We start from the raw sequence: 26431 nt of genomic DNA, 5'->3' as shown, positions 1-26431 counted from the left end.
TTAACAGCTGAACGTTTTATCTTTATATTCAGGATTTAGCTGTTAATTTATTTTTCCACTGGTCTGTATTCCTATTTATATTTATTGCTTTATTAAAAATAATTAAATACATCCATCAGCATTTTATGCAAATATATTATCAATAACCAGCACGGAACTGGAGATTTGTTATTATTCAAACGATATTTGCCATATTCACTGCGGATAATAAAACGCCACTGCACCCGTATGGGAACAATGGCGTTATTTTCAGGAGATTCAGGCTATGGCTGAATCAGCCGGCTTTTTTGCAAAGACAACAGTTCAGGCTTGCCGGCGCAAGCTTACTTGCACCGGTAAATTGTCAGCCGGCGACCACACCAAACCTGCAGAATTTACTTACTGCTAACCGGCAGCTTGCCCTGCTGCTCCAGTTCCTTAATATATTCCGGCAGGATTACCTGCTTAATATTAGCCCGCTCCTGCTTAATTGCATCCATCTTGGCTTTATTACGCCGGTAATCTGCCATGGTTTTTACTATAGGGCGCGGCGTGCATAGTTTCTCGCTTTTAGCATACAATTCAAATTGTTTTTTTACCACTTCCGGTGCATTTTCCTGTCGGGTACCATAATCAATAAATATCTGGTTACAGGCTAAAAAATGAACGGTAATATTTCTTACCTTGCCAAAATCATCACCTGCAAACGCTGGTGGAGGAGGCAAAGGTATTACGGCTGAATAATTTTCAGCATACTGATCCATAATAGCTGATTCTTCACGATCTATAACTAAGCCCGGTTTATTCAATATTTTTGGTCGCCAATCTGGATAAGGTAGAACTCGCCAGTTAATACGAGCTGTCATACCGGGCTTCCATTTCGCCGGCAGATAGGCTGCCCCACAAGAACCACCACCACCATAGCGTTTTTTACCAACCTCATAATCATCTACGCCCGGTGTTTTTGGAATACAACCACCATTGATTGAACCTCCTGACAGATCTTCATAATTGTATTCCAATGCTTCTACTGGCGCGGCATAGGATTTGTTTTTACCGGAAGTAACGCCAACAAAAGGTTCAAACCCGCCGCCGCAGGAGGTAATAGCGGTTACCGATAGCAGCAATAAACTTAGCCGGATAAGACGGCTTACACTGAATATTTTTTTAGCAGACATTTGATTCTCACTCTTCTTGGGTTAAACACTGTGATTACTGCATTGGGTATTTAATAATTGATTTCATCGCTGCATCTGCACCTTCCCCTTTATTCCGGTTTTTGTTATCACCCTGTTGCCGGTACTGCTTACATCTGTCGGTTTTTATGCAATGATATTACCAATATCTGGCGCAGAAACGGAAATTTTTTATTAGTCGAACCGGTATTTGCACTGCGGATAATAAAACGCCACTGCACCCGTATGGGAACAATGGCGTTATTTTCAGGAGATTCCGGCTATGGCTAAATCAGCCGGCTTTTTTGCAAAGAGAACAGTTCAGGCTTACCGGCGCAAGCTTACATGCATCGGTAAATTGTCAGCCGGCGACCACAGCTAGCCTGCAAAACTTACTTACTGCTAACCGGCAGCTTGCCCTGCTGCTCCAGTTCTTTAATATATTCCGGCAGGATTACTTGCTTAATATTTGCCCGCTCCTGCTTGATTGCATCCATCTTGGCTTTATTGCGCCGGTAATCTGCCATGGATTTGATTGATGGGCGCGGGGTGCACAGTTTCTGGCTTTTCGCAAACAATTTGTAATGCATCGGGGTATTTCTACCTTCTTCTATTGTCCCATAAGTTATAAATATTTGATTACAAGCTAAAAAATGCACTGTGATATTTGCTACCTTACCAAAATCATCACCTGCAGATGGCGGCGGGGGTGGTAATGGTATGACTGCAGAATGATCTTCATCATATTGTTCTATTGCATTTTTTTCATTTTGATCAAATTTTAATCCAGGCACATTAAGAACTTTTGCATGCCAACCCGGATAAGGTAATACATTCCAATAAATTTTTGCTGTCATCCCTGGCTTCCATTTCGCCGGCAGATAGGCTGCTCCACAGGTAGAACCGCCGCCATAACGTTTTTTACCAACTTCGTAATCATCTACACCCGGTGTAATTGGTATACAACCACCATTAATCGAACCTCCATGTACATTTTCATAGTTGTATTCCAATGCCTCTACTGGCGCAGCATAGGATTTATTTTTGCCGGAAGTAACACCCACAAAGGGTTCAAAACCTCCGCCACAGGATGTTATGGCAGTTGCCGACAGCAGCAATAAACTCAGCCGGATAAGACGGCTTACAGTAAATATTTTTTTAGCAGACATTTGATTCTCACTCTTCTTGGGTTAAACGCTGTGATTACTGCATTGTGTATTTAATAATTGCATCTCTATATCCCCTTTATTGAATTGTTAGTATCGTACTAATTCCGGCATTTATTCCATATATCAACATATTACACAATTATACGCAGTAGCGCAGTATCTTTGTTAACAGCCTGAGCGATTAAGCGACGATGATAAGAATTCTGGCTATGCGCTTTACTCACAGTACAGGCAAAGCAGCAGAATAAACGCCACTGCCCCGGCATGGCGGCAATGGCGTTACAACAAAGGCAGTTTGAATAAAACGCTGCGTGCCGCTTACAACTACAGCAGCCAGCTTTGCAGTACTTTTTTAATCAATTCCATCTTTTGCGGCGAAATCGCCTGCATCTGCGCCGGAATATTACCGCTTTGCAGCTGCTGCAACAGGCTGGCGATTTCCGGCTGGCTGCGGCTGGCAATGTTTTCCGGCAGATACTGGTTGATTTCCAGATCGCCGAGACCAAGCCGGCTGAGCGCGGATTTACCCATCTGCTCTACCGCCTGATCGTAAATATCGCCGTTGCTGTTATTGTAAAAAGCCTGCGCAAGCGTCTGCGGATCCTGTGCACCGCTCTCCAGCAACGCTGTACTGTTCTGCGCGCTGATGCGGCTATTTTGCTGGTACTGGCTGATTTGCTGGCGCAGATGGTCGGCCAGACTGTCTTTACTGATGTCTTCCAGACCGGGCGACTGCATCAGGCTTGCCTGCGGCAGCGCTGCTACCGGATCGGAATAAACAGTCATCCCCTGCTTCAGAGCTTCCTGCAGCTGCTGCTTATCCAGTGTGCCGGCTTTAGCCTGCTGCACCGCATTTTCCAGCTGCTTCTGATTCTCGGTAACCTTATCCAGCATTTTTTTCACCTGCTCTGCCTGCTGCTTCAGCTGCGCATTGGACTCTTTCATCTGATCCAGCGCTTTTTGCTGCTCGGTAAGCAGTTCGCGGATTTCATTCAAATTCTTGATGGTTTCATCACTGCTCTGAATAACCTGGCCGAGAGTTTTGTCGAGAAATTCCTTATCAGTCCACGGTTGCTGTTTGTCATATTGAGCTTTAATCTGCTTGGTGGCGGTTTCCAGATCCTTGGTGAACTTGCGCAGCTTTTTCAGATTGTCGGCAGTCGGCAGAATTTTACCGGTATCCGGATCAATGGCCAGTGCCTGATAGTCTTGAGTGAGCAGCCCCCATGCGGCTCTGTCTGCATCGGTAACAAACAGCTCGGGATTATTCAGACCAATCAGAATATAGGCCGGATTGCCGTATTTCACGCTCATATAGGCGCTGCGGGCAATCCCCGCTATCCCGACCACGCGATTGGCCAGCAGCACCGGCGACAGCGGTTTATTTGAAAAGCCGCCGCTGAACACCAGACGGTGGGAAAAATAGCTGGTAAACGGTTCGCGGCTTTTCAGCAGCGAATCATGCATAAACCAGGCACGCGAATCATGAATCTGGTCGTCAAAAATCCGCACCATCTGCGGATAATTGGCCGAATATTTTTCTGCATGGGTTTTCAGCCGTTTGTGGATAACAATTTTTTCGCGCAAATCTGCCTGTTGCAGCCGCTGCCAGATATCCTTAACCGCATTTGTCGCCAGATCACGACCGTGCAGATTATTCTGATAGCGCTGGCGTAGGACATTAAGCATGGTACCGGTAACTAGTGCGCCTTTATCGGCATTCTGGAACATCTCGCTGATTTGCTTCGCCGAGTATTCCCATGGCTTTTTGCTTTTGTTTGCGTCTGTCGGGGCTTTGCCATCGGCAGGGGCTTTGTCGTCTGCCGGTGCCTTACCATCAGCCGGTGCCTTACCATCGGCCGGGGCATTGCCCTCAGCTGGTGTGCTACCCCCCGGCGGCGTGTCTGAGGCAACAATATTTTTCGCCATTGGCGGCAGAGGAATGGTACCGGTGTTACCCGATGCCGGCGTTTTAAGATCAGCAACTTTCGCGCCGAAATACAGCTCGTCGCCGTTATCATGGATGTCTTTGTATTCTGCCGCCTCGTCGTCGTTATTCAGCATATACATGCTGCCGGCAAACATGGTATTAAGCAGGAAGCCGGCGGAGAGCATATTTTCCAGATTAAACTCATGCAGATAATCGGCCTTGAAATCCTTGGCACCTTCAATCAGATCCCAGCCGTCGTTACCGGCTACATAATTTTTATTGATAATGCCGTCGAGAAATTCCTGCCGTTTCTCTTTCGGAATATCCTCCAGACCGGCCTGCTTCCACATTTCATCATTATCGGCAACCGGCTTATCAGGGAAATTGCCTTTACCGGCTTCATTGGATTCTTTACGCCCCTTGTCAATAATTTCAGTACGGCCTTTTTTGGTGTCTTTATCTTCTTTTTCCCCGATGCTGCCACCAGGCGTAAGCTGTAAGCCGAGGAAACGCGCATAACCGGCAATACCGGAGCGCACCCAGCGCAGAATCCGGTAGGCGGTGAAATGATGAATCTGCTTTTGCAGCGCAGTGCTGATATTCGAGGTTTCCAGCGTTTTCAGCCACGCATTAAAGCGCTCTACCATTTCTGGTTCAGTTGCAAATTCATTCTCAGTTTTATTATCCATATATTCATTGTTTTTCAACTGAAAGCGCGGATGCTTTTGCATATCTTTCTTTAAAGCCGGATGATCTCGTAATACTTGCAGTGGCATACCATGCTCCCAGCAGCGCGCATACATATCATGCAAAGTAATCTGCGCCAGAACATGCCCCATACCATAATTGCTTTTAAACTGCTCGCCGGGCGGATAGCCACCACCGATATCGGAATGCACACCAGGATAGATATATTCCTTAAAATTACCTTTTGGATAGCCGCCGTCAACACAGATGCTGTCGACCGAGAAACTCTTACGCTGCTCATGCGCGGAAACAAAGTGGTAGCAATTTTTGATAAAGCCGGCGCTGCCGGCGCGCTGCAGCGACATGGTGCGGTGCGCCCATGAGCAGTGGCCGGTTACCATAGCTACCAGCGGAGACATACCGACAGTAGCAACAGTATCAAACAAACCGCACATCTCCACATAAATCGGGATACCCAGCAGTTTCAGCTCAATGCCTTCATAAGGTTTTTCTTTTTCTTTTTCTTTATCATTGGCTTTGGCCGGTTTTTTGCCTTTGGAAGCATCGGCAGTCATGCTGGCAGCCTGCGCCTGCACCCGCTGCATGGCAGCTTTGTCGGCACTGCTGTTTACCGGTCCACAGGCAGCCAGTACCGGCTGCTGGGCTTTATCCTTACTCTGAGCATCCGGCTGGTCTTTATCTTTACCCTGTGCATCGGCCGGGGTTTTATCCTTGTCCTGCCCGGCTGACTTGTCTTTGTTTTTCGCCTCGGCTTCCTGTTTGGCTTTAGCCGCTGCCTCTGCTGCGGCACGGTCGTCCTTACGCTGTTTGGTGCGCTCTTCTGCCTGCTGCGCCACCAGCTTCTCCAGCTGCTCGCGCGCCGCGGCATTTTCATCACGGTCGAGCAGGTAGTCGAGCAGCCAGTTCAGAAAGGTGCGCGCTTCGGCAGCGCCGCGGGAGAAGCCGACCACATACAGCTTAATTGCCTTCGGCAATGGTTTGGAATCCGGGCGCTGCAAGGTATTCAGAAAGCTGTCGAGCTGGCTTTTGCGCCCAGCACGCGAATCCATGCCCTTTACCATTTTCTGCGCGGTTGCCAGTGGCAGCTCTTTCTCATTAAATATTTTACACATACCCAAACTGGCACATAAACGGGTTAAGCCCCAGTTAATCCGCGCTTGACCGAATTTTGCCAGTGCCTCGCCGAGTATCACTGGATTATCATCGCCGATTTCTTCAAAGCGCGTACCGACGCCCTGAATATAATGCTTAAACCAGCCGTTTTTAATCATTTCCTCATCACGGTTAATTTCTCCAGGGGTACCACCGGCACCCATACAGGCATGAAACAGGCGCGCGGCATTGGAAGTACGCGGATAAGTATACGGTTTAATCAGCTTTGCCTGCTGAGCCGCGGCGTCTTTAAGCGGATCAAGCTGCTCTGCGGTTGGCGGCGTGGCACCGGATACCACCTTGTCGGCTTTTTCATGATTATCGGTACCATCAAAAAAGAAGCTGATTTTAAGTACTTTCTGGCACGGCTTGGCTTTAGTGCGGTCGACAAAATTATTGTCTTTGCGGTTTTCCTGAATACTGCTGATGGAAGCCGGCAGGCGGCCACCGGCGGCAGTGGGAAACTCATCCGGCTTAAGCACCCCCGGCCACTGAAATTCAATCGGCTTAATCGTCGGCAAATACGGCTCAAGCATATCGCCGATCTTTTTTTCGATACTCGGTGGTTTGTCCAGAGCGGGTGCTCCCGGCACGGTTGATGGCAGGTTTTTGCCGTCGGTCTTGTTACCATCCGGTGTTTTAGCATCAGGCTTTTTACCGTCCGGTGTTGTACTCGCCGGCGTTTTACCGCCCGGTTTTTTACCCGGCTGCGAAGCTCCCGGCTTATTTGGCTGTTTTTTCCCGGCCTCCGGTTTTTTCTGCTCGGCAGAAGGCAGACGGTTGGCTGCGGCAGCAGCGTCGCCATCCTGATAAATACCGTAATCATTCTGCTCTGTCGAGTGGCCGGCAGTGATATCCGTTATACTGATTTCTTTATTGTGCGGATTATTCGGCGTTGGCAGCGGCGCTTTGCCGCCACCCGGCTTGCCCGCTCCTGCGCCAGCAGCCGGTTTATCTCCTGCACCCGGTTTACCACCTGCGGCACCGCCGGGCTTTCCGCCTGCACCCGGTTTACCGCCGCCGGCACCTCCCGGCTGCGCAGCACCGGCAGGTGCATCCGGCTGTTTTTTATTATCGTCGTTACTCGCCATAACTGGTTTCCTCTTTAACTTAGAAATACAAATAAGCTGAGTGCCGGTGGCCGGTAGTGCTCCATATTGTCTGGCAGGCTGATTCTGTTTGCCCGGATGCCGACGCTGCTCCCTTGTCTGTTTTGTGCATTTATTCAGATATAATCATTATTTGCATACCCGATACACAATTTTTTGTAACTACTTATTTTAACATATCTAATACAGTTTATATAGATTTGTTTACATAATTATAAATAAAAATACAAGATAAAAAACGCAGCCATACCGGCAAGCTGCGGTATGGCTGCGAAAAATTAAATGATATTTTATTTACTCGGCGTAGGAATTTTGCCCTGCTGCTCGAGTTCCTTAATATATTCCGGCAGAATTACCTGCTTAATATTAGCTCGTTCCTGTTTGATTGCATCCATTTTGGCTTTATTGCGCCGGTAATCCGCCATGGATTTAATTGATGGACGCGGCGTACACAGCTTCTGGCTTTTGGCAAAAAGCTTATAATGCATTGGCGTATTTCTGCCTTCCTCGATTGTACCGTAAGTAATATACAATTGATTACAAGCCAGAAAATGCACTGTGATATTTGCCACCTTGCCAAAATCATCACCGGCAGATGGTGGCGGGGGTGGTAAAGGTATTACTGCTGAATAGTGTTCATCATACTGATCAATGATATTTGCTTCTTTACGATCTATTACTACTCCAGGTACATTTAATCCACGCGCACGCCAACCGGGGTAAGGGAAAACTCTCCAGTTAATACGCGCCGTCATACCCGGTTTCCATTTCGCTGGTAGATAAGCTGCGCCACACGTAGAACCACCTCCATAGCGTTTTTTACCCACCTCATAATCGTCAACACCATTGGTACCGGGAATGCAGCCACCATTGATTGAACCACCACCTACATTTTCATAGACGTATACAAGCGCCTCCACTGGTGCGGCATAGGATTTGTTTTTGCCGGAAGTAACGCCGACAAAAGGTTCAAAGCCTCCGCCGCAGGAGGTAACCGCGGTAGCCGACAGCAGTAATAAGCTCAGCCGGATAAGGCGGCTTGCAGTAAATATTTTTCTTCCGGACATTTGATTCTCACTATTCTTGAATTGATACGGTATTTTTATTCAAAATTCGGGGTTAACTTTGCATTAGCAGCCGTGTCTAATTTACCTGCTTTATGCCGGTATTAATTGATGGTATCGCTTCCGGCTTTTACTACCTATATCAACATTTTACACAATTACAACCACCGGCGCAGAATATTGTTTACATTAATATGCTGAATATAATTGGTTATCCGGATTAAAAAATTTTATTTATATATTAACATTTTTACAGCATAATATTGCGCCATTCTGGTTTTTTATTTATTTTTATGGCTATGCGGGATTAATTCTGTTGTGGTGAAATTGCCGGTTGTAGCGCCGGCGATGGCTGTCACTGTTGCCAAATCATCCGGCGCACCAAGCAGCAAAAACTGCCCGTCTATTTACCCGTAACCGGCAACTTGCCCTGCTGCTCGAGTTCCTTTATATATTCCGGCAGGATTACCTGCTTAATATTAGCCCGCTCCTGTTTGATTGCATCCAGTTTGGCTTTATTACGCCGGTAATCTGCCATGGATTTGATTGACGGGCGCGGGGTACATAGTTTCTGGCTTTTCGCAAAAAGCTGGTAATGCATCGGCGTATTTCTGCCTTCTTCTACTGTACCGTAAGTAATATATAATTGATTACAGGCCAGAAAATGTACTGTGATATTTCTTACTTTGCCAAAATCATCACCGGCAGACGGTGGCGGAGGTGGTAATGGGATTACTGCTGAATAGTTTTCACTGTATTGCTGAATTGTTGCCCGTTCTTTTTCGTCAAAATTTAATCCAGGCAGATTTAATACTCTGGCATGCCAGCCAGGATATGGCAATACCCGCCAGTTGATACGTGCTGTCATACCCGGCTTCCATTTCGCCGGCAAATAGGCAGCTCCACAAGTAGATCCTCCACCAAAGCGTTTTTTACCAACTTCATAATCGTCGACACCATTAGTATTCGGAATGCAGCCACCATTGATTGAGCCACCGGAAATATTTTCATAGACGTATACAAGTGCCTCAACTGGTGCTGCGTAGGCTTTATTTTTGCCGGAAGTAACGCCGACAAAAGGTTCAAAACCGCCGCCGCAGGAGGTAATAGCGGTAGCCGACAGCAGCAATAAACTTAGCCGGATAAAGCGGCTAGCGGTGAATATTTTTTTACCATACATTTAATGCTCACTCTTCTATTCTTGTTTTAAAAAGCACTACAGATAAAATTTAAAGCCTGTTATGTATCTATTTACCAGTAACCGGCAGCTTGCCCTGCTGCTCCAATTCCTTTATATATTCGGGCAGAATCACCTGCTTAATATTTGCCCGTTCCTGTTTGATTGCATCCATCTTAGCTTTATTACGCCGGTAATCTGCCATGGATTTGATTGATGGGCGGGGGGTACATAGTTTCTGGCTTTTCGCAAAAAGCTGGTAATGCATCGGGGTATTTCTGCCTTCTTCTACTGTACCGTAAGTAATATACAATTGATTACAGGCCAGAAAATGGACAGTGATATTACTTACTTTGCCAAAATCATCACCGGCAGACGGTGGCGGAGGTGGTAATGGTATTACTGCTGAATAGTTTTCATCATATTGATCAAGAATAGCTAATTCTTTAGGATCCCTAACCATTCCAGGAACATTTAATCCTCTGGCATGCCAGCCTGGGTAAGGTAAAACCTCCCAGTTGATACGTGCTGTCATACCCGGTTTCCATTTCGCAGGCAAATAGGCAGCTCCACAAGTAGATCCTCCACCAAAGCGTTTTTTACCAACTTCATAATCGTCGACACCATTAGTCCCGGGAATACAGCCACCATTAATCGAACCACCGGACATATTTTCATAGTTATACTCCAGTGCCTCGACCGGCGCGGCATAGGATTTGTTTTTACCGGAGGTAACACCAACAAATGGTTCAAAACCGCCGCCGCAGGAGGTGATGGCAGTAGCCGACAGCAGTAATAAACTTAGCCGAATAAGGCGGCTTGCAGTAAATATTTTTCTTCCGGACATTTGATTCTCACTATTCTTGGATTGATACGGTATTTTTATTCAATATTCGGTGTTAACTTTGTATTAGCAGCCGTGTCTGATTTGCCTGCTTTATGCCGGTTTTAATTGATGGTATCGCTTCCAGCTTTTATTACATATCAATATTTTACACAATTACAGCTACCGGCACAGAATATTGTTTACATTAATATGCTGAATATAATTAATTTTCCGGACTAAGACATTTTTATGTATATGCTAAGTTTTTTACAGCATAATATTGCGATATTCTGGTTTTTATTTAGTTTTATGGCTATGCGGAATTAATTCTGTTGTGGTGAAAGTGCCGGTTGCAGAGCCGGCAGCGGCTGTCACTGTTGCCGTTGCCAAATCAACTAGCCGCACTAAGCAGCAAAAACTACCAGTCTATTTACCAGTAACTGGCAGCTTGCCCTGTTGCTCTAATTCTTTAATGTATTCCGGCAGAATCACCTGCTTAATATTTGCCCGCTCCTGTTTGATTGCATCCAGTTTGGCTTTATTACGCCGGTAATCTGCCATGGATTTGATTGACGGGCGCGGTGTGCATAGTTTCTGGCTTTTCGCAAACAGTTCAAACTGTTTTTTTACTACTTCCGGTGCATTTTCCTGTCTAGTACCGTAATCAATAAAAATTTGGTTACAAGCAAGAAAATGAACTGTAATATTTCTCACTTTACCAAAATCATCACCTGCAAAAGCTGGTGGGGGTGGTAATGGTATTACGGCTGAATAGTTTTCACTGTATTGCTGAATAGCAGCCCGTTCTTTTTCGTCAAAATTTAATCCAGGCAGATTTAATACCCTGGCATTCCAGCCAGGATATGGCAATACCCGCCAGTTGATACGTGCTGTCATACCCGGCTTCCATTTCGCCGGCAAATAGGCTGCGCCACACGTAGCACCACCGCCGTAGCGTTTTTTACCAACTTCATAATCATCTATGCCTGGTGTTTTGGGAATACAACCACCATTAATCGAACCGCCAGACATATTTTCATAATTGTATTCCAATGCCTCCACTGGTGCCGCATAGGCTTTGTTTTTACCGGAAGTAACGCCGACAAAAGGTTCGAAGCCGCCGCCGCAGGAGGTAATAGCGGTAGCCGATAGCAGTAATAAACTTAGCCGGATAAAACGGCTAGCGGTGAATATTTTTTTACCAGACATTTAATGCTCACTCTTCTATTTTTGTTTTAAAAAGCACTACAGATAAAATTTAAAGCCTGTTATGTATCTATTTACCTGTAACCGGCAGCTTGCTCTGCTGTTCCAGTTCCTTTATATATTCCGGCAAGATTACCTGCTTAATATTTGCCCGCTCCTGCTTAATTGCATCCATTTTTGCTTTGTTACGCCGGTAATCTGCCATGGATTTGATTGACGGGCGCGGTGTGCATAGTTTCTGGCTTTTCGCAAAAAGCTGGTAATGCATCGGGGTATTTCTGCCTTCTTCTACTGTACCGTAAGTAATATACAATTGATTACAGGCCAGAAAATGCACTGTGATATTTGCTACCTTGCCAAAATCATCACCGGCAGACGGTGGCGGAGGTGGTAATGGGATTACTGCGGAATAGTTTTCATAATATTGCCTCATTATACTTTTTTGACTTTCATCAAAATTAACTCCCGGCATATCTAACATACGCGCTTTCCAGCCAGGATATGGCAATACCCGCCAGTTGATACGTGCTGTCATACCCGGCTTCCATTTCGCCGGCAAATAGGCAGCTCCACAAGTAGATCCTCCACCAAAGCGTTTTTTACCAACCTCATAATCATCTACGCCCGGTGTTTTGGGAATACAGCCACCATTAATCGAACCGCCAGACATATTTTCATAATTGTATTCCAGTGCCTCCACCGGCGCCGCATAGGATTTATTTTTGCCGGAAGTAACGCCGACAAAAGGTTCGAAGCCTCCGCCACAGGAGGTAACAGCAGTAGCCGACAGCAGCAATAAACTTAGCCGGATAAGACAGCTTGCCGTAAATATTTTTCTTCCAGACATTTGATTCTCACTATTCTTGGATTGATACGGTATTTTTATTCAATATTCGGTGTTAACTTTGTATTAGCAGCCGTGTCTGATTTGCCGGCTTTATGCCGGTTCTAGTTAATGGTATCGCTTCCAGCTTTTATTACATATCAATATTTTACACAATTACAACTATCGGCACAGAATATTGTTTACATTAATATGCTGAATATAATTAATTTTCCGGACTAAGACATTATTTATGTATATATTAATTTTTTACAGCATAATATTGCGATATTCTGGTTTTTATTTGTTTTTATGGCTATGCGGGATTAATTCCGTTGTGGTGAAAGTGCCGGTTGCAGCGCCGGCGATGGCTGTCACTGTTGCCAAATCAACCGGCGCACTAAGCAGCAAAAACCGCCAGTCTATTTACTAGTAACCGGCAACTTGCCCTGCTGCTCCAGTTCTTTAATGTATTCCGGCAGGATTACCTGCTTAATATTTGCCCGCTCCTGTTTGATTGCATCCAGTTTGGCTTTATTACGCCGGTAATCTGCCATGGATTTAATCGAGGGGCGTGGGGTACATAGTTTCTGGCTTTTCTTAAATAGTTCAAACTGTTTCTTTACTGCCTCACGGGTATCATCATCTGTAGTACCGTAATCAATATATAACTGATTACAAGCCAGAAAATGAACAGTAATATTACTTACTTTACCAAAATCATCACCGGCAGATGGTGGAGGTGGTGGTAATGGTATGACAGCAGAATGATCTTCATGATATTGTGCTATTGCATTTTTTTCATTTTGGTCAAATTCTAATCCAGGCACATTAAGAACTTTTGCATGCCAACCCGGATAAGGTAATACATTCCAATAAATTTTTGCTGTCATACCCGGTTTCCATTTCGCCGGCAAATAGGCGGCTCCACAAGTAGATCCTCCACCAAAGCGTTTTTTACCAACTTCATAATCATCGACACCATTGGTATTGGGAATACAACCACCATTAATTGAACCACCGTGCACATTTTCATAGTTGTATTCCAGTGCTTCAACCGGCGCGGCATAGGATTTGTTTTTACCGGAAGTAACGCCGACAAAAGGTTCGAAGCCGCCGCCACAGGAGGTAATGGCGGTAGCCGACAGCAGCAATACACTTAGCCGGATAAGGCGGTTTACGGTGAATATTTTTTTACCAGACATTTGATTCTCACTCTTTTTGGGTTAAACACTGTGATTACTGCATTGTGTATTTAATAATTGATTTCGTAGCTGCATCTCTGATTTCCGCTTTATTCCGGTTTTTGTTATCGTCCTGTTACCGGTACTGCTTACATCTGTCAGTTTTTATGCAATGATATTACCAATATCTGGCGCAGAAACGAAAGTTTTTTATTAGTCGAACCGATATTTACACTGCGGATAATAAAACGCCACTGTACCCGTATGGGAACAATGGCGTTATTTTCAGAAGATTCCGGCTATGGCTGAATCAGCCGGCTTTTTTGCAAAGACAACAGTTCAGGCTTGCCGGCGCAAGCTTACTTGCACCGGTATATTATCAGCCGGCGACCATAGCAAGTCTGCAAAACTTATTTACTGCTAACCGGCAGCTTGCCCTGCTGCTCCAGTTCCTTAATATATTCCGGCAGGATTACCTGCTGGATATTGTCACGTTCTTTTTTAATTGCATCCATTTTGGCTTTATTGCGCCGGTAATCTGCCATGGATTTAATCGACGGGCGCGGCGTGCACAACTTCTGACTTTTGGCAAATAATGCAAATTGTTTCTTTACTGCCTCACGAGCATCATCATCTTTGGTGCCATAATCAATATATATTTGGTTACAAGCTAGGAAATGGACAGTAATATTACTTGTCTTACCAAAATCATCACCCATAGATGGAGGTGGAGGTGGAAGTGGAATTACCGCTGAATGATGTTCTTCATATTGATCTATAGCTGCTGATTCTTTTTGGTCAAAATTAACCCCTGGTAAATTTAACATCTTTGGACGCCATCCTGGATAAGGCAGAACTGTCCAGTAAATGCGTGCAGTCATACCCGGTTTCCATTTTGCTGGTAGATAAGCGGCTCCACAGGTAGAACCACCACCAAAGCGCTTCTTACCAACTTCATAATCATCGACACCATTGGTATTGGGAATACAACCACCATTAATTGAACCACCATGTACATTTTCATAATTGTATTCAAGAGCCTCTACCGGCGCGGCATAGGATTTGTTTTTACCGGAGGTAACACCGACAAATGGTTCAAAACCGCCGCCACAGGAGGTAATGGCGGTAGCCGACAGCAGCAATAAACTTAGCCGGATAAGGCGGCTTACAGTAAATATTTTTTTACCAGACATTTGATTCTCACTCTTCTTGGGTTAAACGCTGTGATTACTGCATTGTGTATTTAATAATTGATTTCATCGCTGCATCTCTGCCTTCCCTTTATTCAATTGTTAGCTATCGTATTACTTCCGGCATTTATTCCATATATCAATATATTACACAATCATACACAATAGCGCAGTATATTTGTTAACAGCTTAAGCAATTAAGCGGCGATGATAAAAATTCTGACTATGCGCTTTACTCACATACAGGCAGAGCAGCAGAATAAAACGCCATTGCCCCGGTATGGCGGCAATGGCGTTGCAACAAAGGCAGCGTGAATACAACGCTGCGTGCCGCTTACGGCTACAGCAGCCAGCTTTGCAGTACTTTTTTAATCAATTCGATTTTTTGCGGCGAAATCGCCTGCATCTGCGGCGGAATATTACCGCTTTGCAGCTGCTGCAACAGGCTGGCAATTTCCGGCTGGCTGCGGCTGGCAATATTTTCCGGCAGATACTGGTTGATTTCCAGGTCGCCGAGACCAAGACGGTTGAGCGCGGATTTACCCATCTGCTCTACCGCCTGATCGTAAATATCGCCGCCGCTGTTGTTGTAAAAAGCCTGCGCAAGGGTTTGCGGATCCTGTGCACCGCTCTCCAGCAAGGCAGTACTGTTTTGCGCGCTGATGCGGCTGTTTTGCTGGTACTGGCTGATTTGCTGGCGTAAATGCTCGGCCAGACTGTCTTTGCTGATGTCTTCCAGACCGGGCGGCTGCATCAGGCTCGCCTGCGGCAGCGCCGCTACCGGATCGGAATAAACGGTCATCCCCTGTTTAAGGGCTTCCTGTAGCTGCTGCTTATCCAGTGTGCCGGCTTTAGCCTGCTGCACCGCATTTTCCAGTTGTTTCTGATTCTCGGTAACCTTATCCAGCATTTGTTTCACCTGCTCAGCCTGCTGCTTCAGCTGGGCATTGGACTCTTTCATCTTATCCAGCGCCTTTTGCTGTTCGGTAAGCAGCTCGCGGATTTCATTCAGATTCTTGATGGTTTCATCACTGCTCTGAATAACCTGACCGAGGGTCTTATCGAGAAATTCCTTATCAGTCCACGGCTTCTGCTTGTCATATTCGGCTTTAATCTGCTGGGTGGCGGTTTGCAAATCCTTGGTGAACTGACGCAGCTTTTTCAGGTTGTCAGCAGTCGGCAGAATTTTACCGGTATCCGGATCAATAGCCAGTGCCTGATAGTCCTGAGTAAGCAGATTCCATGCAGCTCTGTCTGCATCGGTAACAAACAGCTCGGGATTATTCAGACCAATCAGAATATAGGCCGGATTGCCGTATTTCACACTCATATAGGCGCTGCGGGCAATCCCGGCAATCCCGACCACACGATTCGCCAGCAGCACCGGCGACAGCGGTTTATTCGAAAAGCCGCCGCTGAACACCAGACGGTGGGCAAAATAGCTGGTAAACGGTTCACGGCTTTGCAGCAGCGAATCATGCATAAACCAGGCGCGCGAATCATGAATCTGGTCGTCGAAAATCTGCACCATCTGCGGATAATTGGCGGAATATTTTTCTGCATGATTTTTCAGCCGGTTGATAATCGCCGTTTTCTCGCTCAAATCTGCCTTTTGCAGCCGCTGCCAGATATCCATCACCGAACTTGTAGCTAGTTCGAGACCGTGGAGATTCTTCTGATAACGCTGGCGCAGGACATCAAGCATGGTACCGGTAACCAGTGCGCCTTTATCGGCATTCTTGAACATCTCGCTGATTTCCTGCGTTGAATAATCCCATGGCATTTTGGTTTTATTCTCGCCTTTCTGCCCTTTACCGTCTGCCGGTGCACTACCGCCTGCCGGTGCACTACCGCCTGCCGGCGGGCCTGAGGCAACAATATTTTTCGCCAGTGGCGGCAGCGGAATGGTGCCGGTATTACCCGATGCCGGCGTTTTAAGATCAGCAACTTTTGCGCCGAAATACAGCTCATCGCCATTATCATGAATGTCTTTGTATTCGGCAGCTTCGTCGTCGTTATTCAGCATATACATGCTGCCGGCAAACAGGGTATCAAGCAGGAAACCGGCGGAAAGCATATTCTCCAGATGAAATTCATGCAGATAATCGGCTTTGAAATCCTTGGCGCCTTCAATTAAATCCCAGCCGTCGTTGCCGGGTACGTAATTTTTATTGATAATGCCGTCGAGAAACTCCTGCCGTTTTTCTTTCGGAATATCTTCCAGACCGGCCTGCTTCCACATTTCATCATTATCGGCAACCGGTTTATCGGGGAAATTGCCTTTACCGGCTTCGTTGGCTTCTTTACGCCCTTTATTGATAATATCCGTACGGCCTTTTTTGGTGTCTTTGTCTTCCTTTTCTCCGACGCTGCCATCCTTCGAAAGCTGTAAACCAAGGAAACGCGCATAGCCGGCGATACCGGAGCGTACCCAGCGTAAAATCCGATAGGCAGTAAAATGATGGACTTGCTTTTGTAGTGCGGTGCTGATATTCGAGGTTTCCAGCGTTTTCAACCACGCATTAAAGCGCTCAACCATCTCTGGCTGAGTATCAAACTCTGGTATAGTATCTTCATCCATGAATTCATAGTTTTTCAGCTGAAAACGCGGATGCTTTTGTAAATCCTTTTTTAAAGCAGGATGTTCTGTCCATACTTGCAAAGGCATACCATGCTGCCAGCAGCGCGCATACATATCATGCAGAGCAATCTGCGACAGCACATGCCCCATACCATAATTACTTTTAAACTGCTCACCGGGCGGATAGCCGCCGCCAATATCGGAATGCACACCAGGATAGATATATTCCTTGAAATTGCCTTTCGGATAGCCGCCATCAACACAGATACTGTCAACCGAGAAGCTTTTGCGCTGCTCATGCGCAGAAACAAAGTGGTAGCAGTTTTTAATGAAGCCGGCGCTGCCAGCGCGCTGCAGCGACATGGTGCCATGCGCCCATGAGCAGTGACCGGTTACCATAGCCACCAGCGGCGACATACCAACTGTGGCAACGGTATCAAATAAACCGCACATCTCCACATAAATCGGGATACCGAGCAGTTTCAGCTCAATGCCTTCATAGGGTTTTTCTGTTTCCTTATCATCGGCCTTAGCCGGTTTGTTGCCTTTCGGAGCACTGGCGTTCATGGTAGCAGCCTGAGCCTGCACCCGCTGCATGGCGGCTTTGGTAGCGCTGCTGTTTACCGGCGCGGCGGCGGTAGGAGCCGGCTGCTTGGCTTTATCCTTGTCCTGCTCATCTGATTTGTCTTTGTTTTTCGCCTCAGCTTCCTCTTTGGCTTTAGCCTCTGCCGCAGCGCGGTCGTCCTTACGCTGTTTGATGCGCTCTTTCGCCTGCTCCGCCATCAGCTTTTCCAACTGCTCGCGTGCATCAGCATTTTCATCACGGTCGAGCAGATAGTCGAGTAGCCAGTTCATAAAAGTGCGCGCCTCGGCGGCACCGCGGGAAAAGCCGACCACATACAGCTTAATTGCATCGGGTAATGGTTTGGAATCCGGGCGCTGCAAGGTATCCAGAAAGCTGTCGAGCTGGCTTTTGCGCCCGGCACGCGAATCCATGCCTTTTACCATTTTCTGCGCGGTTTCCAGTGGTAGCTCTTTTATATTAAATATTTCACTGATACCTAAGCTATCGCAGATACGGGTTAAGCCCCAGTTAATCCGCGCCTGGCCGAATTTAGCCAGCGCCTCGCCGAGCATCCCCGGATCATCATCGCCGATTTCCTCAAAGCGGGTACCGACGCCCTGAATATAATGCTTAAACCAGCCGTATTTAATCATTTCCTTATCACGGTTACTTTCTCCCGGTGTACCGCCGGCACCCATACAGGCATGAAACAGGCGCGCGGCATTGGAAGTACGCGGATAAGTATACGGCTTAATCAGCTTTGCCTGCTGAGCCGCAGCATCTTTAAGCGGATCAAGCTGCTCTTCGGTCGGTGGCGTGGCACCGGAAACTACTTTATCGGCTTTTTCATGATTATTGGTGCCATCAAAAAAGAAGTTGATTTTAAGCACTTTCTGGCACGGCTTGGCTTTAGTGCGGTCGACAAAATTATTGTCTTTGCGGTTTTCCTGAATGCTGCTGATTGAAGCCGGCAGACGACCACCGGCGGCAGTAGGAAACTCATCCGGTTTAAGCACGCCCGGCCACTGAAATTCAATCGGCTTAATCGTCGGCAAATACGGCTTAAGCTTATCGCCGATCTTTTTTCCGATACTCGGCGGTTTGTCCAGAGGGGGGACTCCTGGCCCGGTTTGCGGCAGAAATTTGTCGTCGGGCTTGTTACCATTCGCTGTTGTATTCGCCGGTGTTTTAGCGCCCGGTTTTTGACCTTGCTGCGAAGCTGCCGGCTTGTTTGGCTGGTTTTGCCCGGACTGCGGTTTATTCGACTGGTTTTGCCCAGACTGCGGCTTGTTCGGCTGATTCTGTCCAGACTGCGGCTTATTCGACTGGTTTTGCCCGGACTGCGGTTTTTTCGGGTTGGCAGGAGGCGGATGATTGGCAGCATCGGCAGCGTCACCATCCTTATAAATTCCGAAATCATTCTGCTCTGGCGAGTGGCCGGCAGTGATGCTGTCTATACTGATTCCTTTATTGTGCGGATTATTCGGCGTTGGCAGCGGCGCTTTGCCGCCACCCGGCTTGCCCGCTCCTGCGGCACCGGCAGGTTTATCACCTGCACCCGGCTTACCGCCTGCGGCACCGCCACCGGCAGGTTTTCCGCCTGCACCCGGTTTACCGCCGCCGGCACCTCCCGGCTGCGGAGCACCGGCAGGTGCATTCGGCTGTTTTTTATTATCGTCGTTACTCGCCATAACTGGTTTCCCTCTTTAACTAAGAAATACAAATAAGCTGAGTGCCGGTGGCCGGTAGTACTTCGTATTGTGAGGCAGGCTGATTCTGTTTGCCCGGATGCCGACGCTGCTCCCTGGTCTGTGCATTTATGCCGATATAAGCGCTATCTGAATGCACCATTTCCGTAACCATTTATTTTAACATATTTAATACATTTTATGTAGTTTTGTTTACATAATTATAAATAAAAACACAATATAAAAAACGCAGCCATACCGGCAAGCTGCGGTATGGCTGCGAAAAATTAAATGATATTTTATTTACTCGGCGTAGGTAATTTACCCTGCTGCTCCAGTTCTTTAATATATTCCGGCAGGATTACCTGCTTAATATTTGCCCGTTCCTGCTTGATTGCATCCAGCTTGGCTTTATTGCGCCGGTAATCTGCCATAGATTTAATTGACGGACGTGGCGTACATAGTTTCTGGCTTTTCGCAAACAATTTGTAATGCATTGGCGTATTTCTGCCTTCCTCGACTGTACCGTAAGTAATATACAATTGATTACAAGCCAGAAAATGCACTGTGATATTCCTTACTTTGCCAAAATCATCACCGGCAGACGGTGGCGGTGGTGGTAATGGTATTACTGCTGAATAGTTTTCACTGTATTGCTGAATAGTAGCACGTTCATTTTGATCAACATTCACACCAGGCAAATCTAATCCTCTCGCATGCCAACCCGGATAAGGCAAAACCCGCCAGTTTATACGTGCGGTCATTCCCGGTTTCCATTTCGCCGATAGATAAGCTGCTCCACATGTAGAACCACCGCCAAAGCGTTTTTTACCTACCTCATAATCATCTACACCCGGTGTCTTAGGAATACAACCGCCATTGATTGAACCGCCAGACATATTTTCATAGTTGTATTCCAGTGCCTCTACCGGTGCAGCGTAGGCTTTGTTTTTACCGGAAGTAACACCGACAAAAGGTTCGAAACCTCCACCACAGGAAGTAACAGCGGTTACCGACAGCAGCAATAAGCTCAGCCGGATAAGGCGGCTTGCCGTAAATATTTTTCTTCCAGACATTTGATTCTCACTATTCTTAAATTGATACGGTATTTTTATGAAAAATTCGGTGTTAACTTTGTATTAGCAGCCGTGTCTGATTTGCCGGCTTTATGCCGGTTTTGGTTGATGGTATCGCTTCCGGCTTTTACTACCTATATCAATATTTTACACAATTACCACTACCGGCGCAGAATATTATTTATATTAATATGCTGAATATAATTAATTTTCCGGACTAAGACATTATTTATGTATATATTAATTTTTTACAGCATAATATTGCGATATTCTGGTTTTTATTTAGTTTTATGGCTATGCGGGATTAATTCCGTTGTGGTGAAAGTGTCGGTTGCAGCGCCGGCGATGGCTGTCACTGTTGCCAAATCAACCGGCGCACTAAGCAGCAAAAACCGCCAGTCTATTTACCAGTAACCGGCAGCTTGCCCTGCTGCTCCAGTTCTTTAATGTACTCCGGCAGAATCACCTGCTTAATATTTGCCCGTTCCTGCTTAATTGCATCCAGCTTGGCTTTATTACGCCGGTAATCTGCCATGGATTTGATTGACGGGCGGGGGGTGCATAGTTTCTGGCTTTTGGCAAATAGTTCAAACTGTTTTTTTACTACTTCCGGGGCATTTTCCTGTCGGGTACCGTAATCAATAAATATCTGATTACATGCCAGAAAATGCACTGTGATATTTCTTACCTTGCCAAAATCATCACCAGCAAATGCTGGCGGTGGTGGTAATGGAATTACTGCTGAATAGTTTTCATCATACTGATCAAGAATGGCTAATTCTTTAGGATCTCTAACCATACCAGGAACATTTAATCCTCTGGCATGCCAGCCAGGATAAGGCAAAACCCGCCAGTTAATACGTGCCATCATGCCCGGTTTCCATTTCGCCGGCAGATAGGCAGCGCCACAAGAACCACCACCACCATAACGCTTTTTACCTACTTCGTAATCATCTACACCCGGTGTTTTGGGAATACAGCCGCCATTGATTGAACCACCAGAGATATTTTCATAATTGTATACAAGCGCCTCGACCGGTGCGGCATAGGCTTTGTTTTTACCGGAAGTAACGCCGACAAAAGGCTCAAACCTGCCGCCGCAGGAGGTAACTGCAGTAGCCGACAGCAGCAATAAGCTCAGCCGGATAAGGCGGTTTGCGGTGAATATTTTTCTTCCAGTCATTTAATGTTCACTATTCTTGGATTGATACAGTATTTTTATGCAAAATTCGGTGTTAACTTTGTATTAGCAGCCGTGTCTGTTTTTTCTGCTTTATGCCGGTTTTAATTGATGGTATCGCTTCCAGCTTTTATTACATATCAATATTTTACACAATTACAGCTACCGGCGCAGAATATTGTTTATATTAATATGCTGAATATAATTAATTTTCAGGACTAAGACATTATTTATGTATATATTAATTTTTTACAGCATTATATTGCGATATTCTGGTTTTTATTTGTTTTTATGGCTATGCGGGATTAATTCCGTTGTGGTGAAAGTGTCGGTTGCAGCGCCGGCGATGGCTGTCACTGTTGCCAAATCAACCGGCGCACTAAACAGCAAAAACCGCCAGTCTATTTACCAGTAACCGGCAGCTTGCCCTGCTGCTCCAATTCTTTAATGTACTCCGGCAGAATCACCTGCTTAATATTAGCCCGTTCCTGCTTGATTGCATCCATTTTGGCTTTATTGCGCCGATAATCTGCCATGGATTTGATTGACGGGCGGGGGGTACACAGCTTCTGGCTTTTCTTAAATAGTTCAAACTGTTTCTTTACCGCTTCGCGGGTATCATCATCTGTAGTACCGTAATCAATATATAACTGATTACAAGCCAGAAAATGGACAGTAATATTACTTACTTTGCCAAAATCATCACCGGCAGACGGTGGCGGTGGTGGTAATGGTATTACTGCGGAATAGTTTTCATAATATTGCCTCATTATACTTTTTTGACTTTCATCAAAATTAACTCCCGGCATATCTAACATACGGGCTTTCCAGCCGGGGTAAGGTAACACTCGCCAGTTAATACGCGCAGTCATACCCGGCTTCCATTTCGCCTGCAGATAAGCTGCACCACAAGTAGATCCCCCCCCAAAGCGTTTTTTACCAACCTCATAATCGTCAACACCATTAGTATTCGGAATGCAGCCACCATTGATTGAACCACCAGAGATATTTTCATAGACGTATACAAGTGCCTCCACCGGCGCAGCATAAGCTTTGTTTTTACCGGAAGTAACGCCGACAAAAGGTTCAAATCCTCCGCCACAAGAAGTAACAGCGGTTACCGACAATAGCAATAAGCTCAGCCGGATAAGGCGGCTTGCCGTAAATATTTTTCTTCCAGACATTTGATTCTCACTATTCTTAAATTGATACGGTATTTTTATGCAAAATTCGGTGTTAACTTTGTATTAGCAGCCGTGTCTGTTTTTTCTGCTTTATGCCGGTTTTGGTTGATGGTATCGCTTCCGGCTTTTACTACCTATATCAATATTTTACACAATTACCACTACCGGCGCAGAATATTATTTATATTAATATGCTGAATATAATTAATTTTCCGAACTAAGACATTATTTATGTATATATTAATTTTTTACAGCATAATATTGCGATATTCTGATTTTTATTTGTTTTTATGGCTATGCGGGATTAATTCCGTTGTGGTGAAAGTGTCCGTTGCAGCGCCGGCGATGGCTGTCACTGTTGCCAAATCAACCGGCGTACTAAGCAGCAAAAACCGCCAGTCTATTTACCAGTAACCGGCAGCTTGCCCTGCTGCTCCAGTTCCTTAATATATTCGGGCAGGATTACCTGCTTAATATTTGCCCGCTCCTGTTTGATTGCATCCAGTTTGGCTTTATTGCGCCGGTAATCCGCCATGAATTTGATTGACGGGCGCGGTGTGCATAGTTTCTGGCTTTTCCTAAATAGTTCAAACTGTTTCTTTACTGCTTCACGGGTATCATCATCTGTAGTACCGTAATCAATATATAACTGATTACAAGCCAGAAAATGCACTGTGATATTACTTACCTTGCCAAAATCATCACCGGCAGACGGTGGCGGAGGTGGTAAAGGAATTACCGCTGAATGATTTTCATCATATTGACCAATAATAGCTGATTCTTTTTCATCAAAATTCACACCGGGCAAATTTAACATTTTTGGATGCCATTTAGGATATGGTAGCACTCGCCAGTGAATTCGCGCAGTCATACCTGGTTTCCATTTCGCCGGCAAATAGGCAGCGCCGCAAGTTGCACCTCCACCAAAGCGTTTTTTACCAACTTCATAATCATCTACGCCCGGTGTTTTGGGAATACAACCACCATTGATTGAACCACCAGACATATTTTCATAATTGTATTCCAATGCCTCCACTGGCGCCGCATAAGCTTTGTTCTTGCCGGACGTAACGCCGACAAAAGGTTCGAAACCTCCGCCACAGGAGGTAACCGCGGTTACCGACAATAGCAATAAGCTCAGCCGGATAAGGCGGTTTGCGGTGAATATTTTTCTTCCAGACATTTAATGCTCACTATTCTTGAATTGATACGGTATTTTTATGCAAAATTCGGTGTTAACTTTGTATTAGCAGCCGTGTCTGTTTTTTCTGCTTTATGCCGGTTTTAATTGATGGTATCGCTTCCAGCTTTTATTACATATCAATATTTTACACAATTACAGCTACCGGCGCAGGATATTGTTTACATTAATATGCTGAATATAATTAATTTTCCGGACCAAGACATTATTTATGTATATATTAATTTTTTACAGCATAATATTGCGATATTCTGGTTTTTATTTGTTTTTATGGCTATGCGGGATTCATTCCGTTGTGGTGAAAGTGCCGGTTGCAGCGCCGGCAGCTGTCACTGTTGCCGTTGCCAAATCAACCGGCGCACCAAGCAGCAAAATCTGCCCGTCTATTTAGCAGTAACCGGCAGCTTACCCTGCTGCTCGAGTTCCTTAATATATTCGGGCAGGATTACCTGCTTAATATTTGCCCGCTCCTGCTTGATTGCATCCAGCTTGGCTTTATTGCGCCGGTAATCTGCCATGGATTTGATTGATGGACGTGGGGTGCATAGTTTCTGGCTTTTCGCAAACAATTTGTAATGCATTGGCGTATTTCTGCCTTCTTCTACTGTACCGTAAGTAATATACAATTGATTACAGGCCAGAAAATGCACTGTGATATTTGCTACCTTGCCAAAATCATCACCGGCAGATGGTGGTGGAGGTGGTAATGGGATTACTGCTGAATAGTTTTCACTGTATTGCTGAATAGTAGCACGTTCATTTTGATCAACATTCACACCAGGCAAATCTAATCCTCTCGCATGCCAGCCCGGATATGGCAAAACCCTCCAGTTAATACGTGCCATCATGCCCGGTTTCCATTTCGCCGATAGATAAGCTGCTCCACATGTAGAACCACCACCATAACGCTTTTTACCTACTTCGTAATCGTCGACACCATTAGTATTCGGTATACAACCACCATTGATTGAACCACCGGAAATATTTTCATAGACGTATACAAGTGCCTCCACTGGTGCAGCGTAGGCTTTGTTTTTGCCGGAAGTAACGCCGACAAAAGGCTCAAACCCGCCGCCGCAGGAGGTAACTGCGGTAGCCGACAGTAGTAATAAGCTCAGCCGGATAAGGCGGCTTGCGGTGAATATTTTTCTTCCTGACATTTAATGCTCACTTTATAGATATAAAAGACAATATTAGTTTCTGTGGCCTACAGATTTAATCAATAATAGATAGCGGACTATCATCCGATAAATGCGCTTACTGTATTTTATCTGCACTAAATCTGTTTGTTATTGAATTAAACAAACAGTATAGCAATGGATTAATTATATTGAGCAATGCTAATTCACTCTCAACAGATTGAATATTATATTTAATTTTTGCTGATGAAGGTTTGATTTATGTCGAAAATTTGTATATGAATCAATTTATTATGATTGATGGAATTGATATTTCTTCTTTAGGATTGGTTGTTGAAATAATTTCGATAAAGTTGATTATAAATAATTAATGAGGATCGTTGAAAGACGCGCCGGCTCTCTGTAATCTTTATTATATAATTAAAATGTATTTGTTAATCATTTGATATATAAATGAAAATATTCAGGACTATAATAGTGACCTGATAGCTAAAATTTTTTCGATATGTAACAAAATGTATAACTCAGAATATTAAGCTGAATTAATGATGAATTTTATAAAAAATTTATTTTGTTCTTATCTTACCCGGATTTGCTGGGTTTATTTCAGCCGCAGATAATTGGGTTGCTTCACTTCTTTTACCCGATATTTCAGTGGATTTTGGCAGCCCTATTTCTCAGGCAAGTATTATTTTAACTGCATATCTCTTTCCGTATGGTGTGCTGCAACCGTTTTATGGTTTTTATAGTGATTGGTATGGCTGTAAGAAGATTCTATTACTCCTCTTCAGAAGCAGAATTGACTAAATGTTTAGAAAAAATTTTATATCAGTCAGGCTGAGTTAAATAGATCGCCGCAGAAATTTTTTAATGTATTTTCAAATTTTTATGAAGAAAAAGTGTACATCGGTAATTGCAAAAAATAAACTTAAAAAATCTGATAAAGAATTGATTAAATATCGTGATTTACAGTGTGACTTTGCTTATTCGTTAGGGGGTGGAGCAATTGGTAATGCTCTAAATATGTTAAAATACACTTATTTAGCTGAACTAAATTTTCAACGAACAAAACAACTTGATCTTTATCGGTCTGATTGTTTGTAACTGCTATAAATTTTTTTCTAC

The 26431-nt window shown here is 45.2% G+C and carries 20 protein-coding genes; 3 read left to right on the top strand and 17 right to left on the bottom strand.

Going from position 1 to position 26431, the window contains the following annotated elements:
* Positions 1-374: 374 nt before the first annotated feature.
* The gene (locus tag H3V00_RS08440) at positions 375-1157 is read right to left on the bottom strand and encodes a DUF3304 domain-containing protein (protein WP_198207625.1); all 783 of its coding nucleotides are present in this window, start codon (positions 1155-1157) and stop codon (positions 375-377) included.
* Between the two features lie 57 nt (positions 1158-1214).
* Between H3V00_RS08440 and H3V00_RS08435 the strand changes: the two genes are divergently transcribed.
* Positions 1215-1445: a hypothetical protein gene (locus tag H3V00_RS08435; protein ID WP_198207627.1), complete on the top strand. Its 231-nt coding sequence runs from the start codon at positions 1215-1217 to the stop codon at positions 1443-1445.
* Between the two features lie 101 nt (positions 1446-1546).
* On the opposite strand, the gene H3V00_RS08430 is transcribed toward H3V00_RS08435, so the two are convergent.
* The 16 genes from H3V00_RS08430 to H3V00_RS08355 all read right to left on the bottom strand — a co-directional run bounded on the left by H3V00_RS08430 (position 1547) and on the right by H3V00_RS08355 (position 25327).
* A complete protein-coding gene (locus H3V00_RS08430; RefSeq protein WP_198207629.1) occupies positions 1547-2323 on the bottom strand; it encodes a DUF3304 domain-containing protein in 777 nt (258 codons plus the stop codon).
* A gap of 324 nt (positions 2324-2647) precedes the next feature.
* Complete coding sequence (locus tag H3V00_RS08425) at positions 2648-7204, bottom strand: phospholipase effector Tle1 domain-containing protein (RefSeq protein WP_198207631.1); 4557 nt, start codon at positions 7202-7204, stop codon at positions 2648-2650.
* Positions 7205-7512: 308 nt separating this feature from the next.
* A complete protein-coding gene (locus tag H3V00_RS08420) occupies positions 7513-8289 on the bottom strand; it encodes a DUF3304 domain-containing protein (protein ID WP_198185602.1) in 777 nt (258 codons plus the stop codon).
* Between the two features lie 400 nt (positions 8290-8689).
* A complete protein-coding gene (locus tag H3V00_RS08415) occupies positions 8690-9466 on the bottom strand; it encodes a DUF3304 domain-containing protein (protein ID WP_198207633.1) in 777 nt (258 codons plus the stop codon).
* A gap of 67 nt (positions 9467-9533) precedes the next feature.
* Positions 9534-10310 (bottom strand): DUF3304 domain-containing protein, encoded by a 777-nt coding sequence (locus tag H3V00_RS08410; protein WP_198207635.1) that lies wholly within the window; start codon positions 10308-10310, stop codon positions 9534-9536.
* 405 nt (positions 10311-10715) lie between these two features.
* Entirely contained in the window at positions 10716-11498 is a 783-nt protein-coding gene (locus H3V00_RS08405; protein WP_198207637.1) for a DUF3304 domain-containing protein, read from the bottom strand.
* Between the two features lie 67 nt (positions 11499-11565).
* Positions 11566-12342 carry a DUF3304 domain-containing protein gene (locus tag H3V00_RS08400; protein WP_198207639.1) on the bottom strand — a complete coding sequence of 259 codons (777 nt, stop codon included), beginning with the start codon at positions 12340-12342 and terminating at the stop codon, positions 11566-11568.
* Between the two features lie 398 nt (positions 12343-12740).
* A complete protein-coding gene (locus H3V00_RS08395) occupies positions 12741-13523 on the bottom strand; it encodes a DUF3304 domain-containing protein (protein WP_198207641.1) in 783 nt (260 codons plus the stop codon).
* 389 nt (positions 13524-13912) lie between these two features.
* On the bottom strand, positions 13913-14695 hold the full coding sequence (locus H3V00_RS08390; RefSeq protein WP_198207643.1) for a DUF3304 domain-containing protein: 783 nt from the start codon (positions 14693-14695) through the stop codon (positions 13913-13915).
* Positions 14696-15032: 337 nt separating this feature from the next.
* A complete protein-coding gene (locus H3V00_RS08385) occupies positions 15033-19529 on the bottom strand; it encodes a phospholipase effector Tle1 domain-containing protein (protein WP_198207645.1) in 4497 nt (1498 codons plus the stop codon).
* A 19-nt stretch (positions 19530-19548) separates the two neighbouring features.
* Positions 19549-19689 (bottom strand): hypothetical protein, encoded by a 141-nt coding sequence (locus H3V00_RS08380; RefSeq protein ID WP_157785007.1) that lies wholly within the window; start codon positions 19687-19689, stop codon positions 19549-19551.
* 136 nt (positions 19690-19825) lie between these two features.
* Positions 19826-20602 carry a DUF3304 domain-containing protein gene (locus H3V00_RS08375; RefSeq protein WP_198207647.1) on the bottom strand — a complete coding sequence of 259 codons (777 nt, stop codon included), beginning with the start codon at positions 20600-20602 and terminating at the stop codon, positions 19826-19828.
* A gap of 400 nt (positions 20603-21002) precedes the next feature.
* On the bottom strand, positions 21003-21785 hold the full coding sequence (locus H3V00_RS08370) for a DUF3304 domain-containing protein (protein ID WP_198207649.1): 783 nt from the start codon (positions 21783-21785) through the stop codon (positions 21003-21005).
* A gap of 398 nt (positions 21786-22183) precedes the next feature.
* Complete coding sequence (locus H3V00_RS08365; RefSeq protein WP_198207651.1) at positions 22184-22966, bottom strand: DUF3304 domain-containing protein; 783 nt, start codon at positions 22964-22966, stop codon at positions 22184-22186.
* Between the two features lie 400 nt (positions 22967-23366).
* A complete protein-coding gene (locus tag H3V00_RS08360) occupies positions 23367-24149 on the bottom strand; it encodes a DUF3304 domain-containing protein (protein ID WP_198207653.1) in 783 nt (260 codons plus the stop codon).
* 401 nt (positions 24150-24550) lie between these two features.
* Positions 24551-25327 (bottom strand): DUF3304 domain-containing protein, encoded by a 777-nt coding sequence (locus H3V00_RS08355; RefSeq protein ID WP_198207655.1) that lies wholly within the window; start codon positions 25325-25327, stop codon positions 24551-24553.
* A 543-nt stretch (positions 25328-25870) separates the two neighbouring features.
* Here H3V00_RS08355 and H3V00_RS11675 point away from each other — a divergent pair.
* Both H3V00_RS11675 and H3V00_RS11670 read left to right on the top strand, forming a co-directional pair.
* Entirely contained in the window at positions 25871-26113 is a 243-nt protein-coding gene (locus H3V00_RS11675) for an MFS transporter (protein WP_198207734.1), read from the top strand.
* A gap of 63 nt (positions 26114-26176) precedes the next feature.
* Complete coding sequence (locus H3V00_RS11670; protein WP_198207658.1) at positions 26177-26410, top strand: lysozyme inhibitor LprI family protein; 234 nt, start codon at positions 26177-26179, stop codon at positions 26408-26410.
* Positions 26411-26431 lie beyond the last annotated feature (21 nt).

Source organism: Snodgrassella sp. W6238H11 (genome assembly GCF_016100525.1).
In the GTDB taxonomy this organism is placed as follows: domain Bacteria; phylum Pseudomonadota; class Gammaproteobacteria; order Burkholderiales; family Neisseriaceae; genus Snodgrassella; species Snodgrassella alvi.
The sequence above is the reverse complement of the archived record's forward strand: the minus strand, read 5'-3'. Positions and strand labels throughout refer to the sequence as shown.